The following is a 16,884-nucleotide window of genomic DNA, read 5'->3' on the forward strand; positions in this document are numbered from 1 at the left end:
AGTGACGGTGTGGCCGTGTGGCCGTGTGGCCGTGTGGCCGTGTGGCCTCACGCCTCCGCCGCAGGCAACGTCACCTCGAACCGGCAGCCGCCCGACACGTTCCGTACGGCGGCCCGTCCCTGATGCGCCTCGACGATCCCGCGCACGATGGCGAGTCCGAGCCCGGCCCCGGCGGGCGGGGTCCGGGCATGCGTGCCGCGCCATCCGGTGTCGAAGACCCGCGGCAGATCGTCCTCGGGAATCCCACCGCACCCGTCGGTCACGGACAGGACGACCCCGTCGGCGGACCGCTCGGCGGCGATGGCCACCGTGCCGTCGGCGGGCGTCCGCCGGATCGCGTTGACCAGCAGATTCCCCAGCACCCGGCTCATCTCCTTGCCGTCGACCTCGACGGGCACCGGTTCGATCCGGTCGCCGACCAGCCGTACGCCGTGCTCGCGTGCGAGCGGGTCCGCGCCGGCGAGGGCGTCGCCGATCAGGTCGTACAGGGACATCCGGGAGCGGGTGAGAGCGAGGGAGCCGGCGTGGATGCGGGAGAGTTCGAAGAGGTCGCCGACCATGTCGTTGAGGCGTTCCACCTCGGTGCGGATCTGGCGGAGGTAGCGGCCGGAGTCGGCGGCGACCCCGTCCTCCAGGGCCTCGGACATCGCGCGGAGACCGGCCAGCGGGGTGCGCAGGTCGTGCGAGATCCAGGCGACGAGTTCACGCCGTGACGACTCCAACGCCCGCTCGCGGTCGCGGGATTCGGCGAGCTTGGCACTGGTGGCGGCCAACTCGCGGCTGACGTCGGCGAGTTCGGCGGTGGCGGGCCGCACGGGGGCGAAGTAGTCGCCGCCGTCACCGAAGTCACGGGCGGCGAGGGCGAGTTCACGGCTGCGGGCGACGACCCAGCGGCCGAGCAGCAGGGCGGTGAGCAGGGAGACGACGGCGGCCATCGCGACCACGGTCGTCACCACGGACAGATCGTGCCGGGACAGGAACATCGCCTGCGCGACGGCCAGCGTCCCGGCGAGCATCGCGGTCACGGCGACCGCGGCGACGACGGACACGGACGCGGTGAGCGACCGTCGGCGCAGCAACCACAGGGCGCCGGCACCGAGCACACCGGCGGCAGCGGCCCCGAGAAAGGCGAACAGGGCGATGAGCAGGGCGTCACGCATGATCATCCCCCCTCGGTGCCGGTGGGATCGAAGCGGTACCCGATCCCCCACACCGTCTGGATGAACTGCGGCCGCCCCGGATCGTCCTCGACCTTCCCGCGCAACCGCCGCACATGCACGGTCACGGTCGACAGGTCACCGAAGTCCCACCCCCACACCTCGCGCATCAGGTCCTCCCGCCCGTACACCCGCCCCGGGTGCTTCAGGAAGAAGGCGAGGAGATCGAACTCCCGGTGGGTGAGGGTGAGTTCGGCCCCGTCCTTGGTGGCGCGGCGGGAGGCCCGGTCGAGGGTCAGCCCCCCGGCGCTGAGCGGGGTCGCGGGCCCGACGGGCGACCGGGACCGCCGCAGCACCGACTCCACCCGCAGCACCAGCTCCCGCGGGCTGAACGGCTTGGTGACGTAGTCGTCGGCGCCGACCTCCAGCCCCAGGATCCGGTCGTCCTCGTCCCCCCGGGCGGTCAGCATGATCACCGGCACGGGCCCACGCCCCCGCATCCGCCGGCAGACCTCCAGCCCGTCCATCCCCGGCAGCATCAGATCGAGCACGACCAGATCGGGCCAGTGCGCGTCGGCCCGGGCCAGCGCCTCCGGCCCGTCCGCGGCCCGCTCCACGACATACCCGGCGCGATCCAGATACCCGGAGACGACTTCGGCGACGGTCGGATCGTCGTCGACCACCAGGACACGGGCGCCGACCGCCCCCTCGGCCTTCCCGACCTTCTCGTACGGCTGCTGCATACCGCCAGCCTCGCACCACATCCCCCGCCGATGCCGCCCGCACCGGCTCAGGACGCCGGACGTCCCTGTTTCGTAAGAACCTCCGGCGCCCCGGACCGACCTACGGCTGCGCGCGCCGACCTGCTGTTGCGCGGTCGCCCTACTGCTGCGCCCCGGCCCGCGCCGGGCTGTAGACCGCCAGTGCCCAGATCACGAACACGTCGACCGCGATCATGATCACCGACCAGACGGGGGCGTACGGGAGGAACATGAACTGGAGGATGGCGCTGAGGCTGGCGAGGACGATGCCGCAGACGCGGGCCCAGCTCATGCCTCGGAGGATGCCCCAGCCGGTGATCGCGCCCACGGCGCCGAGGCAGAGCAGGATGACGCCCCAGCCGGTGAGGTTGATGCTGTAGACGTAGTCGCCGACGCGGGTGTAGACGTCGTCCTTGGCCAGTGCGGAGATGCCCTGGAGGATGGCGATGACGCCGTTCATCAGCATCAGGACACCGGCGAAGACCGCGCCGCCCATCGCGAGGCCGCTGCCGCCCGGGGGCGGTCCGTAGCCTCGGGTGCCGGGGGCCTGGCCGGAGTCGTTCCAGACCGGGGGCTTCTCCTCGCCGCCGGCGGACGGCGAGTGCGGCTGCTGCGTCGAGTGCGGCTGCTGGGTCATGGCCGTACCCCACCTCTCTGTGGTGTGTGGTGCTTCGACCATCCGGCCGGGGCAGCCCCTCCACCAGGGGAGTTACGCCGAACGGGTGACACCCGACACGGCCCCCGGTTCCGGCCCCGGCCCCGGTTCCGCCGCCAGGAACTCCACCACCGCCAGCCCGAACAGCACCGCCAGCCCCAGCCCGACCACCACCCACCCCGTCGGATACGACCACAGCAGATACGCCAGCAGCGCCGCGCCCACCAGCACCCAGCTGATCCACACCCGGTACCGGCGCACGAACGGCCCCACCGGCCCCGTACGCAGCCCCGCCCCGTCGGCCACCGCCCGCACCGCCCCGATCCCGGACGTCCACAGCCGTCGTACGAGACCCGCCCGGCGGCCAGGACCCGTCAGCCAGGCGCCCAGTGCGACGACCACGCCCAGCGCCACGACCATCCGTACGCTCGTGTGCAGGAACCGGGTCAGCGCGTCGTACACCGCGGCCGCGGCCGCCGGTGACACGCCCGCCGGGAGCGCGTCCAGGTAGACGGCGCGGAAGATCCGTAGCGCGATGCCCAGCACAGCCGTCGCGGCGGCGACGCCCAGCGCGCCGGTGACCAGCGCGCGCCGCCTCCGCCGCGCCAGCAGGACGCCCGCCGCGACCAGCAGTACGGCCACCAACGGCAGCCAGGTACCGGCGAGTTGGAGGAGGCGGAAGTACGTCTTGTACTTGCCCAGGTCGTCGCTCTTGAGCAGCGTGATCGACGTGTGGATCTCGGGGATCTTCCCGGCGACCGTCATCCCCTCGTCGACCAGCCGCTGTTTCACCTGGTCCACCACCGGGCCCACGTCCAGCGTCACCGCGCCGTCGTCGAGCCGTACCGCACCGCCCCCGCTGCCGGTCAGGGCTTTGTCCACAGTGCTGTGGACACGGCGGTTCGCGTCCTTCCAGATCGTGGCGAAGGCGTCCGAGGCGGCGACCGCCTGCGCCTTGTCGTGGACGAACGCCCGGACCGAGTCCTCCAGCGAACCGCCCAGCGCCCCCAACGCCTTTTCCAGCAGCGGGCGTTGGTCGGGCGCCGCGCCGGAGAGGAGCGCGGTGAGGTCGAGGTGGTCCATCACCGCCGACGTCACCCGGTTCGCCACGGCGTTCTGGATGTCCGGGTCGGAGGCGAGCGGTGCGACCGTCTTCACATAGCGGTCCGTGTCCCCCACCGTGTCCGCCGTCCAGGCGGCCACGACGCCGAGTGGCGCGAGGACGCACCCCAGGACCACCAGCACCACGGCGACCAGCGAACGCACCCGGTGCCGCGGCCTCCGCTCCGCCTCCAGTTCGGCCACCCGCGCCCGCAGCCGGTCGAGTTCCGTCACCCCTGCCTCCTCCGCGCGTGTGACTGCCAGCGCACCCCCGATGGCCCGGGGCCGCGAGCAGTGCGGTGCCGTTCGGGTGACGCCGGCATGCGGCCGCAGGGCATCGGACCTTCACTGGAGGGACGACCTGCGGGACGACCCGACTCATGGAGGCGACATGGCCTGGAACAGGCGCGGTGCGGTACGGGCGGCGGCGGCTGTCACCCTCGGCCTGACCGGTCTGGCCGGGTTGACCGGTTGTTCCGACGACAGCGGTCCCTCCTCCGTCGCCAGCAAGGCCGCGTCCGCCGTCGCGTCCATCGGCGCGCAGGCCACCGGCGCGATCGCCTCGGCGACCGCCGAGGCCGGCCGCAGGCTCGACGACGTGAAGAACGGCGTCGACGCGAAGGACGCCGTCCAACTCGGCGCCCCCGCAACGGACTCGGCCGGCCGCAGCACCGTAGAGGTCACCGCCGACAACACCGACGGCTCGGCCAAGTCCTTCGCCGTACAGGTCGAGTTCAAGGACGAGGGCGGCAATCTCCTCGACACCGTCGTCGTCACCGTCTCCGACGTCCCGTCCCACAAGTCCGCCACGGCGACCGCCCGCAGCAACCGCAGGCTGTCGGGCGGTGTGAAGGCGACCGTCGGCACGGCGCTGCGCTACTGAGTCCTTCTAGTGCCGCTGCGCCTTCGCGAACTCCCGTAGAAACAGCGCCTCCACGTGCGCCATGTGCTCGATCTCGGAGGGGTCGACGCTCTCGTTCGGGGCGTGGATGAGGCAGCGGGGTTCCTCGACGCCCATGAGGATGATCTCGGCGCGGGGGTAGGTCTCGGCGAGGACGTTGCAGAGCGGGATGGAGCCGCCCTGGCCGAGGAAGGCGAGGGGTTTGCCGTAGACCTGCTCCATCGCGGTGCCGAGTGCGGTGTACGCCGGGCCGTCCGTGGCCGCGCGGAACGGGGAGCCCGTGCCCTCCGTCTCGACGGTCACCTTCGCACCCCAAGGGGCCGCGTCCGTAAGGTGTTTGCTGAGTGCCTCGCGGGCGGCGCCAGGGTCCGTGCCGGGCGGGACGCGCAGGCTGACACGGGCGCGGGCGGTCGCCGGTACGGCCGCGGCCGAGCCGACGACCGGCGGGCAGTCGATGCCGAGGACGGTGACGGCGGGGCGCGACCAGAGGCGGTCGGCGACGGTTCCGGTGCCGGTCAGCCGTACGCCGTCCAGGACGCCCGCGTCCGTACGGAACTGTCGCTCGTCGTAGCCGACGCCCTCCCAAGTCCCCTCGCAGTCCAGGCCGTTGACGACCGTGGCGCCCGTCTCCGGGTCGCGGAGCGAGGCGAGGAGCTGGATGAGGGCGGCGAGGGCGTCGGGGGCCGGGCCGCCGAACATGCCCGAATGGACCTCGCCCGCAAGGGTGTTGACGGTGACGACGACGTTCGCGAGCCCGCGCAGGGTGGTGGTCGCCGTGCCGACGCCGACCGCCGCGTTGCCCGTGTCGCAGATCAGCAGCGCGTCCGCGAGGAACTTCTCGGGGTGCTGGGCGACGTACTGCTCCAGGCCGCCCGTGCCCTGCTCCTCCGAGCCCTCCGCGACGAACTTCAGCCCGACCGGGAGGTCTTCGCCCAGCGCGCGCAGGGCGGTGAGGTGCATGACGATGTTGCCCTTGCAGTCGGCGGTGCCGCGTCCGTACCAGCGGCCGTCGCGCTCGGTGAGCGTGAAGGGCGGGGTGGTCCACGCCTTGTCGTCGAGCGGGGGCTGGACGTCGTAGTGGCAGTAGAGGAGGACGGTGGGGGCGCCGGGCGGAGGCGGGCGGTGGCCGATCACGGCGTGGCTGCCGTCCGGGGTCTCCGCGAGGTGCACGTCCCGCAGGCCCGCCTCGGTGAAGGCGTCGGCGACCCACTGGGCGGCCTTGTGGCACTCCTCGGGCGGGTACTGGCGGGGGTCGGCGACGGACGGGATCGCGACGAGTTCGGTGAGGTCGGCCTGCGCGCGGGGCATCAACCCGGCTATGCGGGAAGCCAGTTCGGCCATCGTGATCAGTCCCTCACCGTGTCGTCGGTCTTCAGGTCGTCGATCTTGTCCTGGATCTTGTGCAGCTTGTCCGGGCAGTAGATCTCCAGGATCTTGGCCTCGGCCCGCAGCGCCTGCGAGTCACCGATGACCGGCCGCTGGCCGACGAACGCGGCCCCGTTGGACACGTTGATCTTCCACAGGGCCGACTTCAGGGCGCTGCCGGGGTCCTTGCAGACGATCCCGCCGTCGGTGCCCAGCGCCCGCGCGACCGTCTTGGTGTCGGGGCGCGAATAGCCGGCGGCCACCGCGGCGTCGGCGAGCTGATTCGCCTTGTCCGTCGCCTTGTTGGAGGTCTTCACGCTGTCGTACTGGATGACACCGACGACGGCGAGTGCGACGAGCAGGACGATCGCACCGACGTAGATCCACCGGTGCTCGGAGGCGAACTTGGTGGGGCTCATGCGACATCACCAGCCGTCGTCCCGTCCTCCGCGGGCGCGGTCGTACGCCAGCCGGGTTTGCGGAACTTGAGGAACGCCCACGGGATCAGCAGGCCGAGGATCACCAGACCGCCACCGATGATCCCGACGTACGACCAGACGCTGCCGCCGCCGAACTGCGAGGGCGGGACGAAGCCGATCGCGAGCGCGGCGATCGAGGCCAACAGGCCGACGGTGCACAGGAGATGGAGGGCGGGGACGCGGTAGCCGCGCGGATGGTCGGGCTGTGTCTTCCGGAGCCTCATCGCGGCGACGAACATCAGCAGGTAGACGATCAGGTACACCTGCGTGGTGATGGTCGAGAAGATCCAGTACACGTTGGAGACGTTGGGGAGCAACGCGTACCCGAGGGCGATGACCGTCGTGACGACGCCCTGGGTGACGAGGATGTTCTGCTGCACCCCGAACCGGTTCAACTTCTGGAGGAACGGCGGGAGATAGCCCTCGCTGCGGGAGATCTCCAGCAGGCCCTTGGACGGTCCGGCCAGCCAGGTGAGCATGCCGCCGAGCGACGCGGAGACCAGCATCACGGCGGCGATCGGGGTCATCCAGCCGATGTGGAAGTACGAGAAGAACGCGTTGAACGCCTGCATCACACCGGCGGTGAGGCTCGTCTGGTCCGACGGCACCACCCAACTGATCGCCAGCGCGGGCAGGATGAAGATCAGCAGCACCAACCCCATCGCCAGGAACATCGACTTGGGGTACTCCTTCGCCGGGTCCTTCAGCGACGACACGTGGACGGCGTTCATCTCCATGCCGGAGTAGGAGAGGAAGTTGTTGACGATGAGGACGAGGCTGGCGAGGCCCGTCCACTCGGGCAGCAGATGGCTCGACGTCATCGGGGCGGCCGACGGGTTCCCCTGGGCGAGGAAGACCATGCCGAGCACCACAAGGATGGTGCCCGGTACGAGAGTTCCGATGATCAGCCCCCAACTGGACAGTCCGGCAAGGGCCTTGGTCCCACGGGACGACACCCACACCCCCGTCCAGTACAGGACCATGATGACGATCGCGGTGTAGAGGCCGTTGGAGGCGAGGGCCGGGTCGATGACGTACGAGATGGTGCTCGCGACGAAGGCGAGCAGGCTCGGGTAGTAGAAGATCGTCATCGCGAACTGGCACCACACGGCGAGGAATCCGAGCGGTTTCGTCAGCCCCTCGCTGACCCAGCGGTAGACACCGCCGCTCCAGCCGGAGGCGAGTTCCGCCGAGACCAGCGCGGTCGGCAGCAGGAACACGACCGCCGGGACGAGGTAGAGGAACACGCAGGCCAGCCCGTACACGGCCATCGTCGGCGCGGCCCGCAGACTGGCCACCGACGAGGTCGTCATCAGCGCGAGGGTGACCCAGGTCAGGGTGGGCGCGGGCCGGGCTCTCGCCGCCGTACGAGCCGCCGGCACCGGCTTCGGCAGGTCGGCGGGGACGTCCATCGAGGCCACGGGCCCTCCCAAGGGGTTGCGGGGATGGTGCCAGGCTCGGCGCGGGGGCGGGCGGGCGCAGGTCGGGGTGGGCCGTTCGGGTGAGGGGCGGGGGCCCGGGGTGCCGGTGGGGTGGGGAGCGTTCAGGCTGGTCATGCCCGTGGTCTGCGTACCTGTGGTCTGCGTATCCGTGGTCTGCGTATCCGTGGTCTACGTGAGGGAGGTGGTCGTGGAGCGACAGCGCACAGCCCCCGCGCTCGACGAACTGGACGAACTCACCGCGTTCCTGGCCAGGTTGACCGGCCTGCTGCTGCGGTCCAGCGGTGAGGGCGCCGAGTTGATCGAGGACTCCGTACGGTCGGCGGCACGCGCCCTGGGCGGCGAGGCCTCGCTCCTGCTGGTGCCGGACGCGGCGGCGCTCACGGTCACCGCCGGGGGCGGGACGCGGACCGTGACGGTGCGCGGCTTCCCCGAGGTGTTCCGCCTGGACCAGGTGACCGCGCTGAAACCGCTGCTCACGGATGTCGTGGCGGGTCGCCTCGCCGTCACGGAGGCGACCCGACGGCTGACCAGGATCGAATCGGCCCCCGCCCCCTACTCCTGGCCGCTCAAGTTCCTCGGCATCGTGCTGTTCTCACTGGGTTTCGCCCCGCTCATGCAGCCCACCTGGTACGAGGTCGGGTCGACGGCGGTACTGGCCGCGATCGCGGCGGCGTTGGCGATCGCGGCGGACCGACTCCCGCATCTGGCCAAGGTGTTGCCGCTGTTCGTCTCAACGACCGTTTCGGTGGTGGCCCTTGAGGTGTTCGCCCGCGAACCGTCCCACGGCGGCCCGGTGTTGCTGATGCTGCCCGCCCTCTTCTACTTCGTCCCCGGCGACTATCTGAGCGCGGCCACCGCCGAGTTGGCCGCCGGCCTCATCACCACCGGCGCGATCCGCCTCGTCTACGCCGTGTTCCTGCTGGTGCAGCTGTATCTGGGCGTGATGCTGGGCGTGGTCGCCACGGGCACCTCCACGCATTCCCTCTGGGACATCGCGGCGGACTCCGACATGGCGCGCTGGGCACTGTTCCTGGGCTGGATCGTGTTCACCGCGGGCACGGTCCTCGCCTTCGCCGTCCCGCGCCGCCTGTACTGGCCCCTGCTCGTCCTCGTCTACGTCACGGTGGGCGTGCAGTCGCTGTTCACGAAGCTGGTGGGGGAGGTCGGCGGAACGTTCGTGGCGGCGGCGGTGCTGTCGGCGGCGGCGACACTCCTGGCCCGTTCCGAGCACCGCCCGCCCCGCCTGGTCCTGCTCCTCCCCGCCTTCTTCACCCTCACCGTCGGCTCCCTCGGCATGCGCGGCCTGACGACACTGGCGGGCGGGCACGTCATCGAGGGCTTCCGCGACCTGCTGAAACTGGTCACGATCGTCACGGCGATCGCGGTGGGGATGGTGTTCGGGGCGGCACTGACGGAGGGACGGGGGCGGAAGTCGCCGTAGGGACAGGGGTGTTGGGGTCAAGCCATCAAGTACTCAGGCTCTCCAGTACTCAGGCCATCCAGAAGAAGACTGCGGTCATCCGCTTCTCCTCCAGCGTGCTGCCGTGGTAACCGGTCGCGCTGTGCACGAGGTTGGCGTGGTAGAGCAGCAGGCTGTTGTACCGGTGCGGCACGCGCACGTCCTCTTCGAAGGCGTCCGGCGCCACGAACCGCGTACCCAACGCCTCGACGAGGTTGTTGTGCGGGGCTTGGACGACGTTGCCACCGAGCCGTCCACCGGGCATCTGCTGCCGGTAGAAACTGGTCCCGCAATCCTTCGGCACGGAGGGGTTGAGGTACAGCACGGCGGCGTACCGGCACAGGGCGCGGGAGTCGGTGTGCGGCCGGGGCTCGCTCTCGCCCTTCCCCACGACCTGGATGCAGTTGTGGTTGAGCGTCCCACCTCCGGGCGCCTTCTCCACCCACAGTTCCTTGACCCCGATCGTCTGCTTCACCAGCCGCTCGATACGCCCCAGTTCGGCCGGTTCGAGCCCCGGCATGGTGCGCAGCCCCGGCCAGGTCTCCGACGTGTACGGATACCCCTTGACCCAGTCGTCCTTCGCGAGACACCGCTCCCGTACGGCATCCACGTCCGGAAGCACGTCGTTCAGCACCCAGTAGTCACGGCCCTTGGTGGGCTTGCGGTACGGGAGGACGGGGAGGGGGGCCTGCTGCCGGGCCCGCTGGGGGTGTGGGGGGAGTGGTGGCATGGGGCCGAACGTATAGCGGGGGTTCACCAATGCTGTGCCATACACCGGTCAACATTCCGTCAATGAAGGGGTGGTGGGGGGCGGGGGGTTGAGCGGTGGGATCGGGGGGCGAGGGCAGGCTCAGGGGGTGGAGGCCTGCGATCCCGGCGCTGAAGCATCCGCGCCGTCCACACCGTCCGCCGCCCCTACGGCGAACAGATCCTCGGCGACTGTGACCGTCAGGGCCCGGTCGAACCAGAGGGTGAGGGTGTCGAGGTCGGTGCAGGACGTGACGCGCTCCTGCGTGTCTTCGGAGACAAGGATTCCGCGCTTCTCCAGCAGGCGCAGGATCAGAGCGGCCTCGCCCTCGGCTTTGCCCTCGGCCTGACCTTCGAGATAGGCCCTCTCCATGAGGTGGCCCCGGCCGGGGAAGTAGTTGACGAAACCCATGACGCTCCTCCAATTGTCTTCAGCAGCGGGACGTTCAGACCGAGCGGCCCAGTTCGCACCAGACGTACTTGTCGCGGTGGCCGTTCCTGGACAGGGGTTGCCAGCCCCAGAGGTCGGCGCAGGCCTTGACCAGGGCGAGGCCGCGGCCCTCCTCCAGATCGGTGATCGCGGTCAACTCGCGTGGGGTATCCGGGGGTTCGGGGTTCGCGTCCCACGCGCCGATGCGGAGGACGCTGGGCGCCCAGGAGACGCGTAGCGCGGCGGGTCCCTCCGTGTGGCGAACGGCGTTGCCCACCAGCTCCGTTGCGAGGAGTTCGGCGGTGTCGACCAGGCCGATCAGTCCGTGCATCGTGAGGATCAGGCGGAGGGTACGGCGGCAGACGGTGACTGAGCGGGGGTCGTTGGGGATGTTGAGGGAGTACTCCCAGGGGGCGGGGGGTTCGCTTTCGGGCATGCGTGACTCCTGGTCAGGGAGGGGGAGTTGGCGTGTGGTGCGGGTCGGCGGGCGGTGGCTTGTCGCAGCCGTCATGGCAGGGCGGGGCGGTGCGCTTCCGGGGTCCCGGTGTTCCGCAGGGTGTGCGTCGCGTCACTGACGGTAGAGGAGAGTTTTCTCCTCGTGCAAGCTGTTCGCGTAACCTGGCACCCGAACGAGGGCACCAACAGGGCCTGTGAGCAGTGCGGTTGAGGGGATGAGCAGGATGGCGCCGAGAAGTCAGCCCACCGCTCGACAGGTGCGACTGGGGACCGAGCTGCGCAAGTTGCGGGTCTCCGCAGGGATGTCGGCCCGCGAGGTGGTAGGGATCCTGTCGTCGACCTCGGCGCAGATGAGTCAGGTCGAGTCCGGCCTGTCGGGGGTCAGCGAAGAGCGCCTACGCAAGCTCGCGGCGCTCTACGGCTGCGGAGACGAGGCGTTGATCGAGGCGCTGGTGGAGATGGCGACGGAACGTACGCGTGGCTGGTGGGAGGAGTACCGGGATGCCCTCCCACCCGAATTCCTCGATCTGGCGGAGCTGGAGAACCACGCGCGTTTCATTCAGGTGATCGCGACCGCCCATGTGCCAGGACTGCTCCAGACCGAAGAGTACGCACGAGCGGTGTTCGGGTACTGGGTTCCGCCGCTCCCGGACAGCGAGCTGGAGCTTTGGGTCGCGTATCGCATGCGTCGCCAACGGATCCTCTCGCGAGACGGCGGGGTTCCGTACGAGGCGGTGCTGCACGAGTCCGTGCTGCGTACCCGTGTCGCGGACCGGCGAGTGGCCCGTGCCCAACTCGACGAGCTGGTACGTCAGTCGGAGCATCCCGGTGTCTCGGTGCGAGTGATCCCCTTCGACGTCGACGGATTCGCCGGGGCGAGTTCGTCGTTGATGTACGCGGGTGGCCGGGTGCCGACGCTGGACACCGTGCAGCGGGACACTCCGTACGGCTCCGCCTTCCTGGATGCCGCTGCCCAACTCCACGACATGCGAACGCTCTTCCGTAAGGTTGAACAAGCGTCTCTTGACCCCATCCGGTCACGAGACTTCATCCACCGCCTGTCGAAGGAGCTGTAGACGTGATCCAGTGGCAGAAGTCCACGTACTCCGGTGGCGCAGCGGGCAACGAATGTGTGGAAATCGCTTATAGCGAAGGCAAGTTGCTTCTCCGGGAGAGCGACGACCCCACTCGGCCCCTCTCCACCACTCTGGAGGGACTCCACTCGTTGCTGGGTCACATACGTGCCACCCACGCCTGAACAGCCAAGCCAAGCCGGAAGCTGTCTCGGCGAGCGAACCGTGGAGGAGAACCCCATGCCCACCTCACGACCACCCCCTCCTCCAAGCGATACAAACCGGCACCCTCCACCCCCTCCACCCCCGTCACTGAGCGTGAGAGCCACGTCACATTCGGCGCTGTCACATTCGTAGGGGCCCATTCCGTCAGAGCTGTGGAACCACCAGCCACGACAGAACAGAGGAGCCCACCATGGGTGCCCGTTTGAACGCCTTCGCCAGTCCCCTCGCCGGCAAGGCCCTGAAGCACTTCATCGCCGCGGGCAAGGTCATCGAGGAGTCGACGCTGCCCGCCGCCACGCAGGAACTCGTGAAGATCCGGGCTAGCCAGATCAACGGGTGCGGGTTCTGCACCGACATGCACACCAAGGACGCGGCCGCCGCGGGCGAGACCTCGCTGCGGATCAACCTCGTCGCCGCGTGGCGCGAGGCCACCGTGTTCACCGACGCCGAGCGCGCCGCGCTGGAGCTGGCCGAGGAAGGCACCCGTATCGCGGACGCGGCCGGTGGCGTCCCGGACGAGGCGTGGGCGAACGCCGCCAAGCACTACGACGACGAGCAGCTCATGGCGCTCGTCTCGCTGATCGCCCTCATCAACAGCTTCAACCGCATGAACGTCATGCTCACGATGCCCGCCGGCGACTACCAGCCCGGCCAGTTCAAGTAACCCGGGGTCGAGGGGGCGCGGGGTCGAGGTTCGATTCCGCTGCTGCCCAGTGTCGAACATCGGGCAGCAGCGCCGTCGGCGCCGCGTCCGGGCCCTGGTCCACCCGCCCGCCGGCCAACAGCATGCGGCACTCGAACCGCGGACACACGACCAGCGCCGGTCCCGCCGGGGCGCCGACCCCGGCCCTCAGCCCCAGCCCTCAGCCCCAATCCTCACCCCCCGAACCCCGTCGGCAACCGGAGTTGCTGTCCGTCACTTGTGACGCGCCCCACTCGGGCTTTACCAAAACCAAAGACTTCGAGCGCTTCCCCGATCCGTACTTCTGACTGTCCGTACCGCCGACGGGCGGTCCACGACACAGGAGGTACGGTGCGCTTTTCGCGGAACGCGACGGGAACGATGGTTGTGGGCGGTGCCCTCAGCCTGACCCTCGTCGCACTGGCCTATCCGGCAATGCTGGGCGTGACCACGGTCTCCAGCGCGCCCGCACGCGTGATCGCCAACACGCAGTGGGGGCCGCTGACCGAGGCGGACCGCGACTTCGTGGTCAAGGTGCGCGCGGCAGGGCTGTGGGAGTACCCCGTCGGCCAGATAGGACTGAAGAAGGGTGCGAGCCCGGCGGTCATCACCGCGAGCAAGCACCTCATCGACGGGCACGCGGCGCTGGACTCCACGGTCCGCAAGATCGCGCCCATGCTCAACATCACGATCCCGAACCAGCCCAGCCCGCAGCAGCAGGGGTTCATCAACACGCTGACCGCGGACAGCGGCAAGCAGTTCGACACGGACTTCGCCAACATCCTGCGGGTCACGCACGGTTCGATCTTCGCCACCATCGCGAAGATCCGCGGGACCACCGAGAACACCCTGGTGCGGATCCTGGCCAACCAGGCCAACGCGACGGTCCTGGACCACATCACGGTGATGGAGGACACCGGCCTGGTCAACTTCAGCCAGGTCCTCTTCCAGGAGACGACCCCGCCGAAGCTGCCTGCCGTGGACCTGACCCCGCCGCCCCCGGCCGCCGGCCAGCCGGAGGTGGTGCTCACCCCGCCGGTGAACAGCACCACCCAGCCGCCGGTCCTGCCGGGCGAGGCGTCACCCAGCTCCACCCAGACCCCGACCGTGGGGTGAGTGCGCCACCGAGCGCGCTACGCCCCCAGCCACACGGTCGTGTCGGGCCCCAACTCACCGCCCCCTGCCGCCGGTTCGCTGCTCAGCAGCACCTCTCCCGGCGGCAGGGCGACCGGCACGGCCGACAGGTTGGTGACACACCGCCAGCCCGAGGAGCGCGTGAAGTGCAGCACTCCGGGTCGGCTGTCCGGAGCCCAGGTCAGCGCCTCGCCTTCGAGCAGCTTGCGGCGCAGCCGCAGTGCCGTGCGGTAGAGCTCCAGGGTCGAGCCCTCGGTCCCGTCCTGTGTCTCGACGGCGTACGACGCGAAGCTCGCCGGCTGCGGCAGCCACGCGGGCCCCGGCCCGAAGCCGTACGACGGACCGGTCGAAGTCCACGGCAGCGGTACCCGGCAGCCGTCGCGGCCCTTGTGGGTGTGGCCCTGTTGTTCCCAGACGGGGTCCTGGAGGACCTCGACGGGCAGGTCGGCGACCTCGGGCAGTCCGAGTTCCTCACCCTGGTAGACGTACGACGAACCGGGCAGCGCCAGCATCAGCAACGTCGCGGCGCGGGCCCTGCGCAGGCCTGCCGCCGTGTCGACCGGTGGCGTGTGGCCGTCGGACAGGAGCCAGGTGTTCGGGTCCGTGCCCGGGGGCAGCATCAGGCGCGAGGCGTGTCGTACGACGTCGTGGTTGGACAGCACCCAGGTGGCCGAGGCCCCTGCCGCGCGGGCCGTGGCGAGCGAGCCGGTGATCACCTCGCGGAGTTCGTCCGCGTCCCAACCCGCCTCCAGGTACTCGAAGTTGAAGGCCTGGCCGAGTTCGTCCGGGCGGGCGTACAGGGCGCGGCGGGCGGCCGGTACCCAGGCCTCGGCGACCGCCATGCGGGGCGGGGTGTAGGTGTCGAGGACCGTACGCCGCCAGTCCCGGTAGATCTCGTGGACCGCGTCGCGGTCGTAGTAGGGGTGGGTGCCGGGCGGGAGGTCGTCGAGGACGGCCTCGGAGTTCGCCGCGAGCGGGCCGATGTCGCGGAGCGGCTCGGCGAGGTCCTTGACCAGGGCGTGGGCGACGTCGACACGGAAGCCGTCGACTCCTCGGTCGGACCAGAAGCGCAGCGTGGTGCGGAAGTCGGCCCGGACCTCCTCGTTGTCCCAGTTCAGGTCGGGCTGTTCGGGTGTGAAGAGGTGCAAGTACCACTGTCCGTCGGGGAGTTGACGCCACGCGCTGCCGCCGAAGACCGACGGCCAGTCGGTGGGCGGGAGTTGGCCGTCCGCGCCGCGGCCCTCGCGGAAGACGTACCGGTCGCGGGCGGCGGAACCGGGCGGGGCGGCGAGCGCCTCCTGGAACCAACCGTGCAGCCGCGAGGTGTGGTTGGGCACGATGTCGACCATGACCTTCAGGCCCAGCCGGTGGGCCTCGGCGACCATCGCGTCGAAGTCGTCGAGCGTGCCCAGGCGCGGGTCCACGTCGCGGTAGTCGGCGACGTCGTAGCCGCCGTCGGCGAGTTCGGAAGGGTAGAAGGGGCTGAGCCAGAGGGCGTCGACGCCGAGGGCGGCGAGGTGACCGAGGCGCTGGGTGACGCCCTTGAGGTCGCCGAGCCCGTCACCGTCCGCGTCGGCGAAACTGCGCGGATAGACCTGGTAGACGACGGCTTGCCGCCACCAGTTCGGGTCACGGGAGGACAGGTCGGACACGTGGTCTCCTTATGAATTCCCGCTGCCCCGAGACGAACTCCCTCTGTCCCGAGGCAAGTTGACAGTCATCTTCCGGTGGACCCACGATGTGCACACGCTGTGGCGCATGTGACCAATGGGCCCGGTGTTTCCTTCGCTGCTCAGCTCCTCCACTCCTTTTGCCAGGCCAAGATGGGATAAGTATGTCCATAGCGAGTCGTGTCACTGTGCGTCGCCTGCTGGGGACGGGCGCCGCCTCCCTCGCCCTCGCCGCAGCATCCGTCGGCGCCGCCTCCGGCGCCTGGGCCCACGGTGGCGGCGGTGACGGCTGGGAGTCCGGGGGCCACTACAAGCCCGGATCCGGCGCCGGCACGGTCACCGAGACCGAGGGCTGCCAGTTCTCGCTGAACGGGACCGACTTCTTCCCCTCGGTCAAGGTCGACGACCAGAACCTGAAGCCCACCGACGACGGCAAGATCCACATCAAGGTCCGCACCGCCGGTGACGCCTCCACCTGCACCGCCTCGCTCGCCTCGTACATCGCCCACGGCCCGACGTTCGCCACCTCCGGGCAGCAGGTCTTCGTCGACTTCGACACGGTCACCGTGAAGAAGGGCCAGACCGACTCGCTCGACATCGCGGTGCCGGACGAGGGCTGCTTCGCGCAGATCGACCTCTACCGCGGCGCGGTCAAGTTCGACGGCAACCCCGCCGCCGGCGACGGCCTCGTCCACGGCGACCTGCCCAAGGGCCCCGACCACACGGTCATCAAGGACAAGCTGATCGCGGCCTGGAACGGCGGCACGAAGGACTGCACGACCACCGAGGCCCAGCCCCCGACCCCGTCGGCCCCCGCGTCGGTCCCGCCATCGGTCCCGGAGTCCACCCCGCCGGCCTCGGAGTCCTCGACCCCGACCCCGACCCCGAGCGCGTCCGAGTCGACCCCGGAGTCCGCCACCCCGACCCCGTCCGACTCCGAGTCGAGCACTCCCCCGGCCGACGCGCCCTCGCCCAACGGCGGCGGCGGTGACCTGGCCGAGACCGGCGGCGGCAGCAACACCGGCGTGCTGGTCGGCGGAGCGGCGGTGCTGCTGGCGGGCGGCGCGGCGATCGTGGTCGCGACGCGTCGCCGCCGGGCTTCGCACTCGTAACCCCTGGTAGAGCGAGTGGCGAGCAGCAAGCACCA

At 70.2% G+C, this 16,884-nt stretch carries 18 protein-coding genes; 7 read left to right on the forward strand and 11 right to left on the reverse strand.

Going from position 1 to position 16,884, the window contains the following annotated elements; genetic code table 11:
• Positions 1-47 precede the first annotated feature (47 nt).
• The 4 genes from OG714_RS24765 to OG714_RS24780 form a co-directional block, all read right to left on the reverse strand.
• Entirely contained in the window at positions 48-1,160 is a 1,113-nt protein-coding gene (locus OG714_RS24765; RefSeq protein WP_406124136.1) for a sensor histidine kinase, read from the reverse strand.
• Between the two features lie 2 nt (positions 1,161-1,162).
• Positions 1,163-1,900, reverse strand: coding sequence for a response regulator transcription factor (locus OG714_RS24770; RefSeq protein WP_406124138.1), 738 nt, complete (start codon positions 1,898-1,900; stop codon positions 1,163-1,165).
• A gap of 139 nt (positions 1,901-2,039) precedes the next feature.
• Entirely contained in the window at positions 2,040-2,555 is a 516-nt protein-coding gene (locus OG714_RS24775; RefSeq protein ID WP_406124140.1) for a hypothetical protein, read from the reverse strand.
• A gap of 72 nt (positions 2,556-2,627) precedes the next feature.
• On the reverse strand, positions 2,628-3,908 hold the full coding sequence (locus tag OG714_RS24780) for a hypothetical protein (RefSeq protein ID WP_406124141.1): 1,281 nt from the start codon (positions 3,906-3,908) through the stop codon (positions 2,628-2,630).
• 157 nt (positions 3,909-4,065) lie between these two features.
• Here OG714_RS24780 and OG714_RS24785 point away from each other — a divergent pair, with 157 nt between their 5' ends.
• Entirely contained in the window at positions 4,066-4,557 is a 492-nt protein-coding gene (locus OG714_RS24785) for a hypothetical protein (protein ID WP_406124143.1), read from the forward strand.
• Positions 4,558-4,563: 6 nt separating this feature from the next.
• Here OG714_RS24785 and OG714_RS24790 read toward each other — a convergent pair whose 3' ends face one another.
• From OG714_RS24790 to OG714_RS24800, 3 genes are read right to left on the reverse strand one after another with little or no spacing between them, the layout of a single operon-like run.
• The gene (locus OG714_RS24790; RefSeq protein WP_406124145.1) at positions 4,564-5,916 is read right to left on the reverse strand and encodes a dipeptidase; all 1,353 of its coding nucleotides are present in this window, start codon (positions 5,914-5,916) and stop codon (positions 4,564-4,566) included.
• Positions 5,917-5,921: 5 nt separating this feature from the next.
• Positions 5,922-6,359: a hypothetical protein gene (locus OG714_RS24795; protein WP_406124146.1), complete on the reverse strand. Its 438-nt coding sequence runs from the start codon at positions 6,357-6,359 to the stop codon at positions 5,922-5,924.
• Positions 6,356-7,840, reverse strand: a complete 1,485-nt coding sequence (locus OG714_RS24800) for an APC family permease (protein ID WP_406131935.1) — start codon at positions 7,838-7,840, stop codon at positions 6,356-6,358. Before OG714_RS24800 ends, OG714_RS24795 begins: the two co-directional genes overlap by 4 nt.
• Before the next feature lie 208 nt (positions 7,841-8,048).
• On the opposite strand from OG714_RS24800, the gene OG714_RS24805 reads away from it, so the two are divergent.
• Positions 8,049-9,302 (forward strand): threonine/serine exporter ThrE family protein, encoded by a 1,254-nt coding sequence (locus OG714_RS24805; protein ID WP_406124148.1) that lies wholly within the window; start codon positions 8,049-8,051, stop codon positions 9,300-9,302.
• A gap of 49 nt (positions 9,303-9,351) precedes the next feature.
• Here OG714_RS24805 and OG714_RS24810 read toward each other — a convergent pair whose 3' ends face one another.
• The 3 genes from OG714_RS24810 to OG714_RS24820 all read right to left on the reverse strand — a co-directional run bounded on the left by OG714_RS24810 (position 9,352) and on the right by OG714_RS24820 (position 10,933).
• Positions 9,352-10,050, reverse strand: coding sequence for a DUF6445 family protein (locus tag OG714_RS24810; protein ID WP_406124149.1), 699 nt, complete (start codon positions 10,048-10,050; stop codon positions 9,352-9,354).
• 120 nt (positions 10,051-10,170) lie between these two features.
• A complete protein-coding gene (locus OG714_RS24815; protein ID WP_406124151.1) occupies positions 10,171-10,479 on the reverse strand; it encodes a hypothetical protein in 309 nt (102 codons plus the stop codon).
• Between the two features lie 34 nt (positions 10,480-10,513).
• Positions 10,514-10,933, reverse strand: coding sequence for an ATP-binding protein (locus OG714_RS24820; protein ID WP_406124153.1), 420 nt, complete (start codon positions 10,931-10,933; stop codon positions 10,514-10,516).
• 244 nt (positions 10,934-11,177) lie between these two features.
• Between OG714_RS24820 and OG714_RS24825 the strand changes: the two genes are divergently transcribed.
• The 4 genes from OG714_RS24825 to OG714_RS24840 all read left to right on the forward strand — a co-directional run bounded on the left by OG714_RS24825 (position 11,178) and on the right by OG714_RS24840 (position 14,049).
• Positions 11,178-12,029: a helix-turn-helix domain-containing protein gene (locus OG714_RS24825; RefSeq protein WP_406124154.1), complete on the forward strand. Its 852-nt coding sequence runs from the start codon at positions 11,178-11,180 to the stop codon at positions 12,027-12,029.
• Between the two features lie 2 nt (positions 12,030-12,031).
• Positions 12,032-12,211, forward strand: a complete 180-nt coding sequence (locus OG714_RS24830; protein ID WP_406124156.1) for a DUF397 domain-containing protein — start codon at positions 12,032-12,034, stop codon at positions 12,209-12,211.
• Positions 12,212-12,441: 230 nt separating this feature from the next.
• Entirely contained in the window at positions 12,442-12,915 is a 474-nt protein-coding gene (locus OG714_RS24835) for a carboxymuconolactone decarboxylase family protein (RefSeq protein WP_406124158.1), read from the forward strand.
• Between the two features lie 405 nt (positions 12,916-13,320).
• Positions 13,321-14,049 (forward strand): DUF4142 domain-containing protein, encoded by a 729-nt coding sequence (locus OG714_RS24840; RefSeq protein ID WP_403973628.1) that lies wholly within the window; start codon positions 13,321-13,323, stop codon positions 14,047-14,049.
• Positions 14,050-14,066: 17 nt separating this feature from the next.
• On the opposite strand, the gene OG714_RS24845 is transcribed toward OG714_RS24840, so the two are convergent.
• Positions 14,067-15,719, reverse strand: a complete 1,653-nt coding sequence (locus OG714_RS24845) for a glycoside hydrolase family 13 protein (protein WP_406124160.1) — start codon at positions 15,717-15,719, stop codon at positions 14,067-14,069.
• 182 nt (positions 15,720-15,901) lie between these two features.
• Here OG714_RS24845 and OG714_RS24850 point away from each other — a divergent pair, with 182 nt between their 5' ends.
• Complete coding sequence (locus OG714_RS24850) at positions 15,902-16,849, forward strand: LAETG motif-containing sortase-dependent surface protein (protein WP_406124162.1); 948 nt, start codon at positions 15,902-15,904, stop codon at positions 16,847-16,849.
• Positions 16,850-16,884 lie beyond the last annotated feature (35 nt).

This window comes from Streptomyces sp. NBC_00989, from assembly GCF_045162655.1.
Taxonomy (GTDB): Bacteria; Actinomycetota; Actinomycetes; order Streptomycetales; family Streptomycetaceae; genus Streptomyces.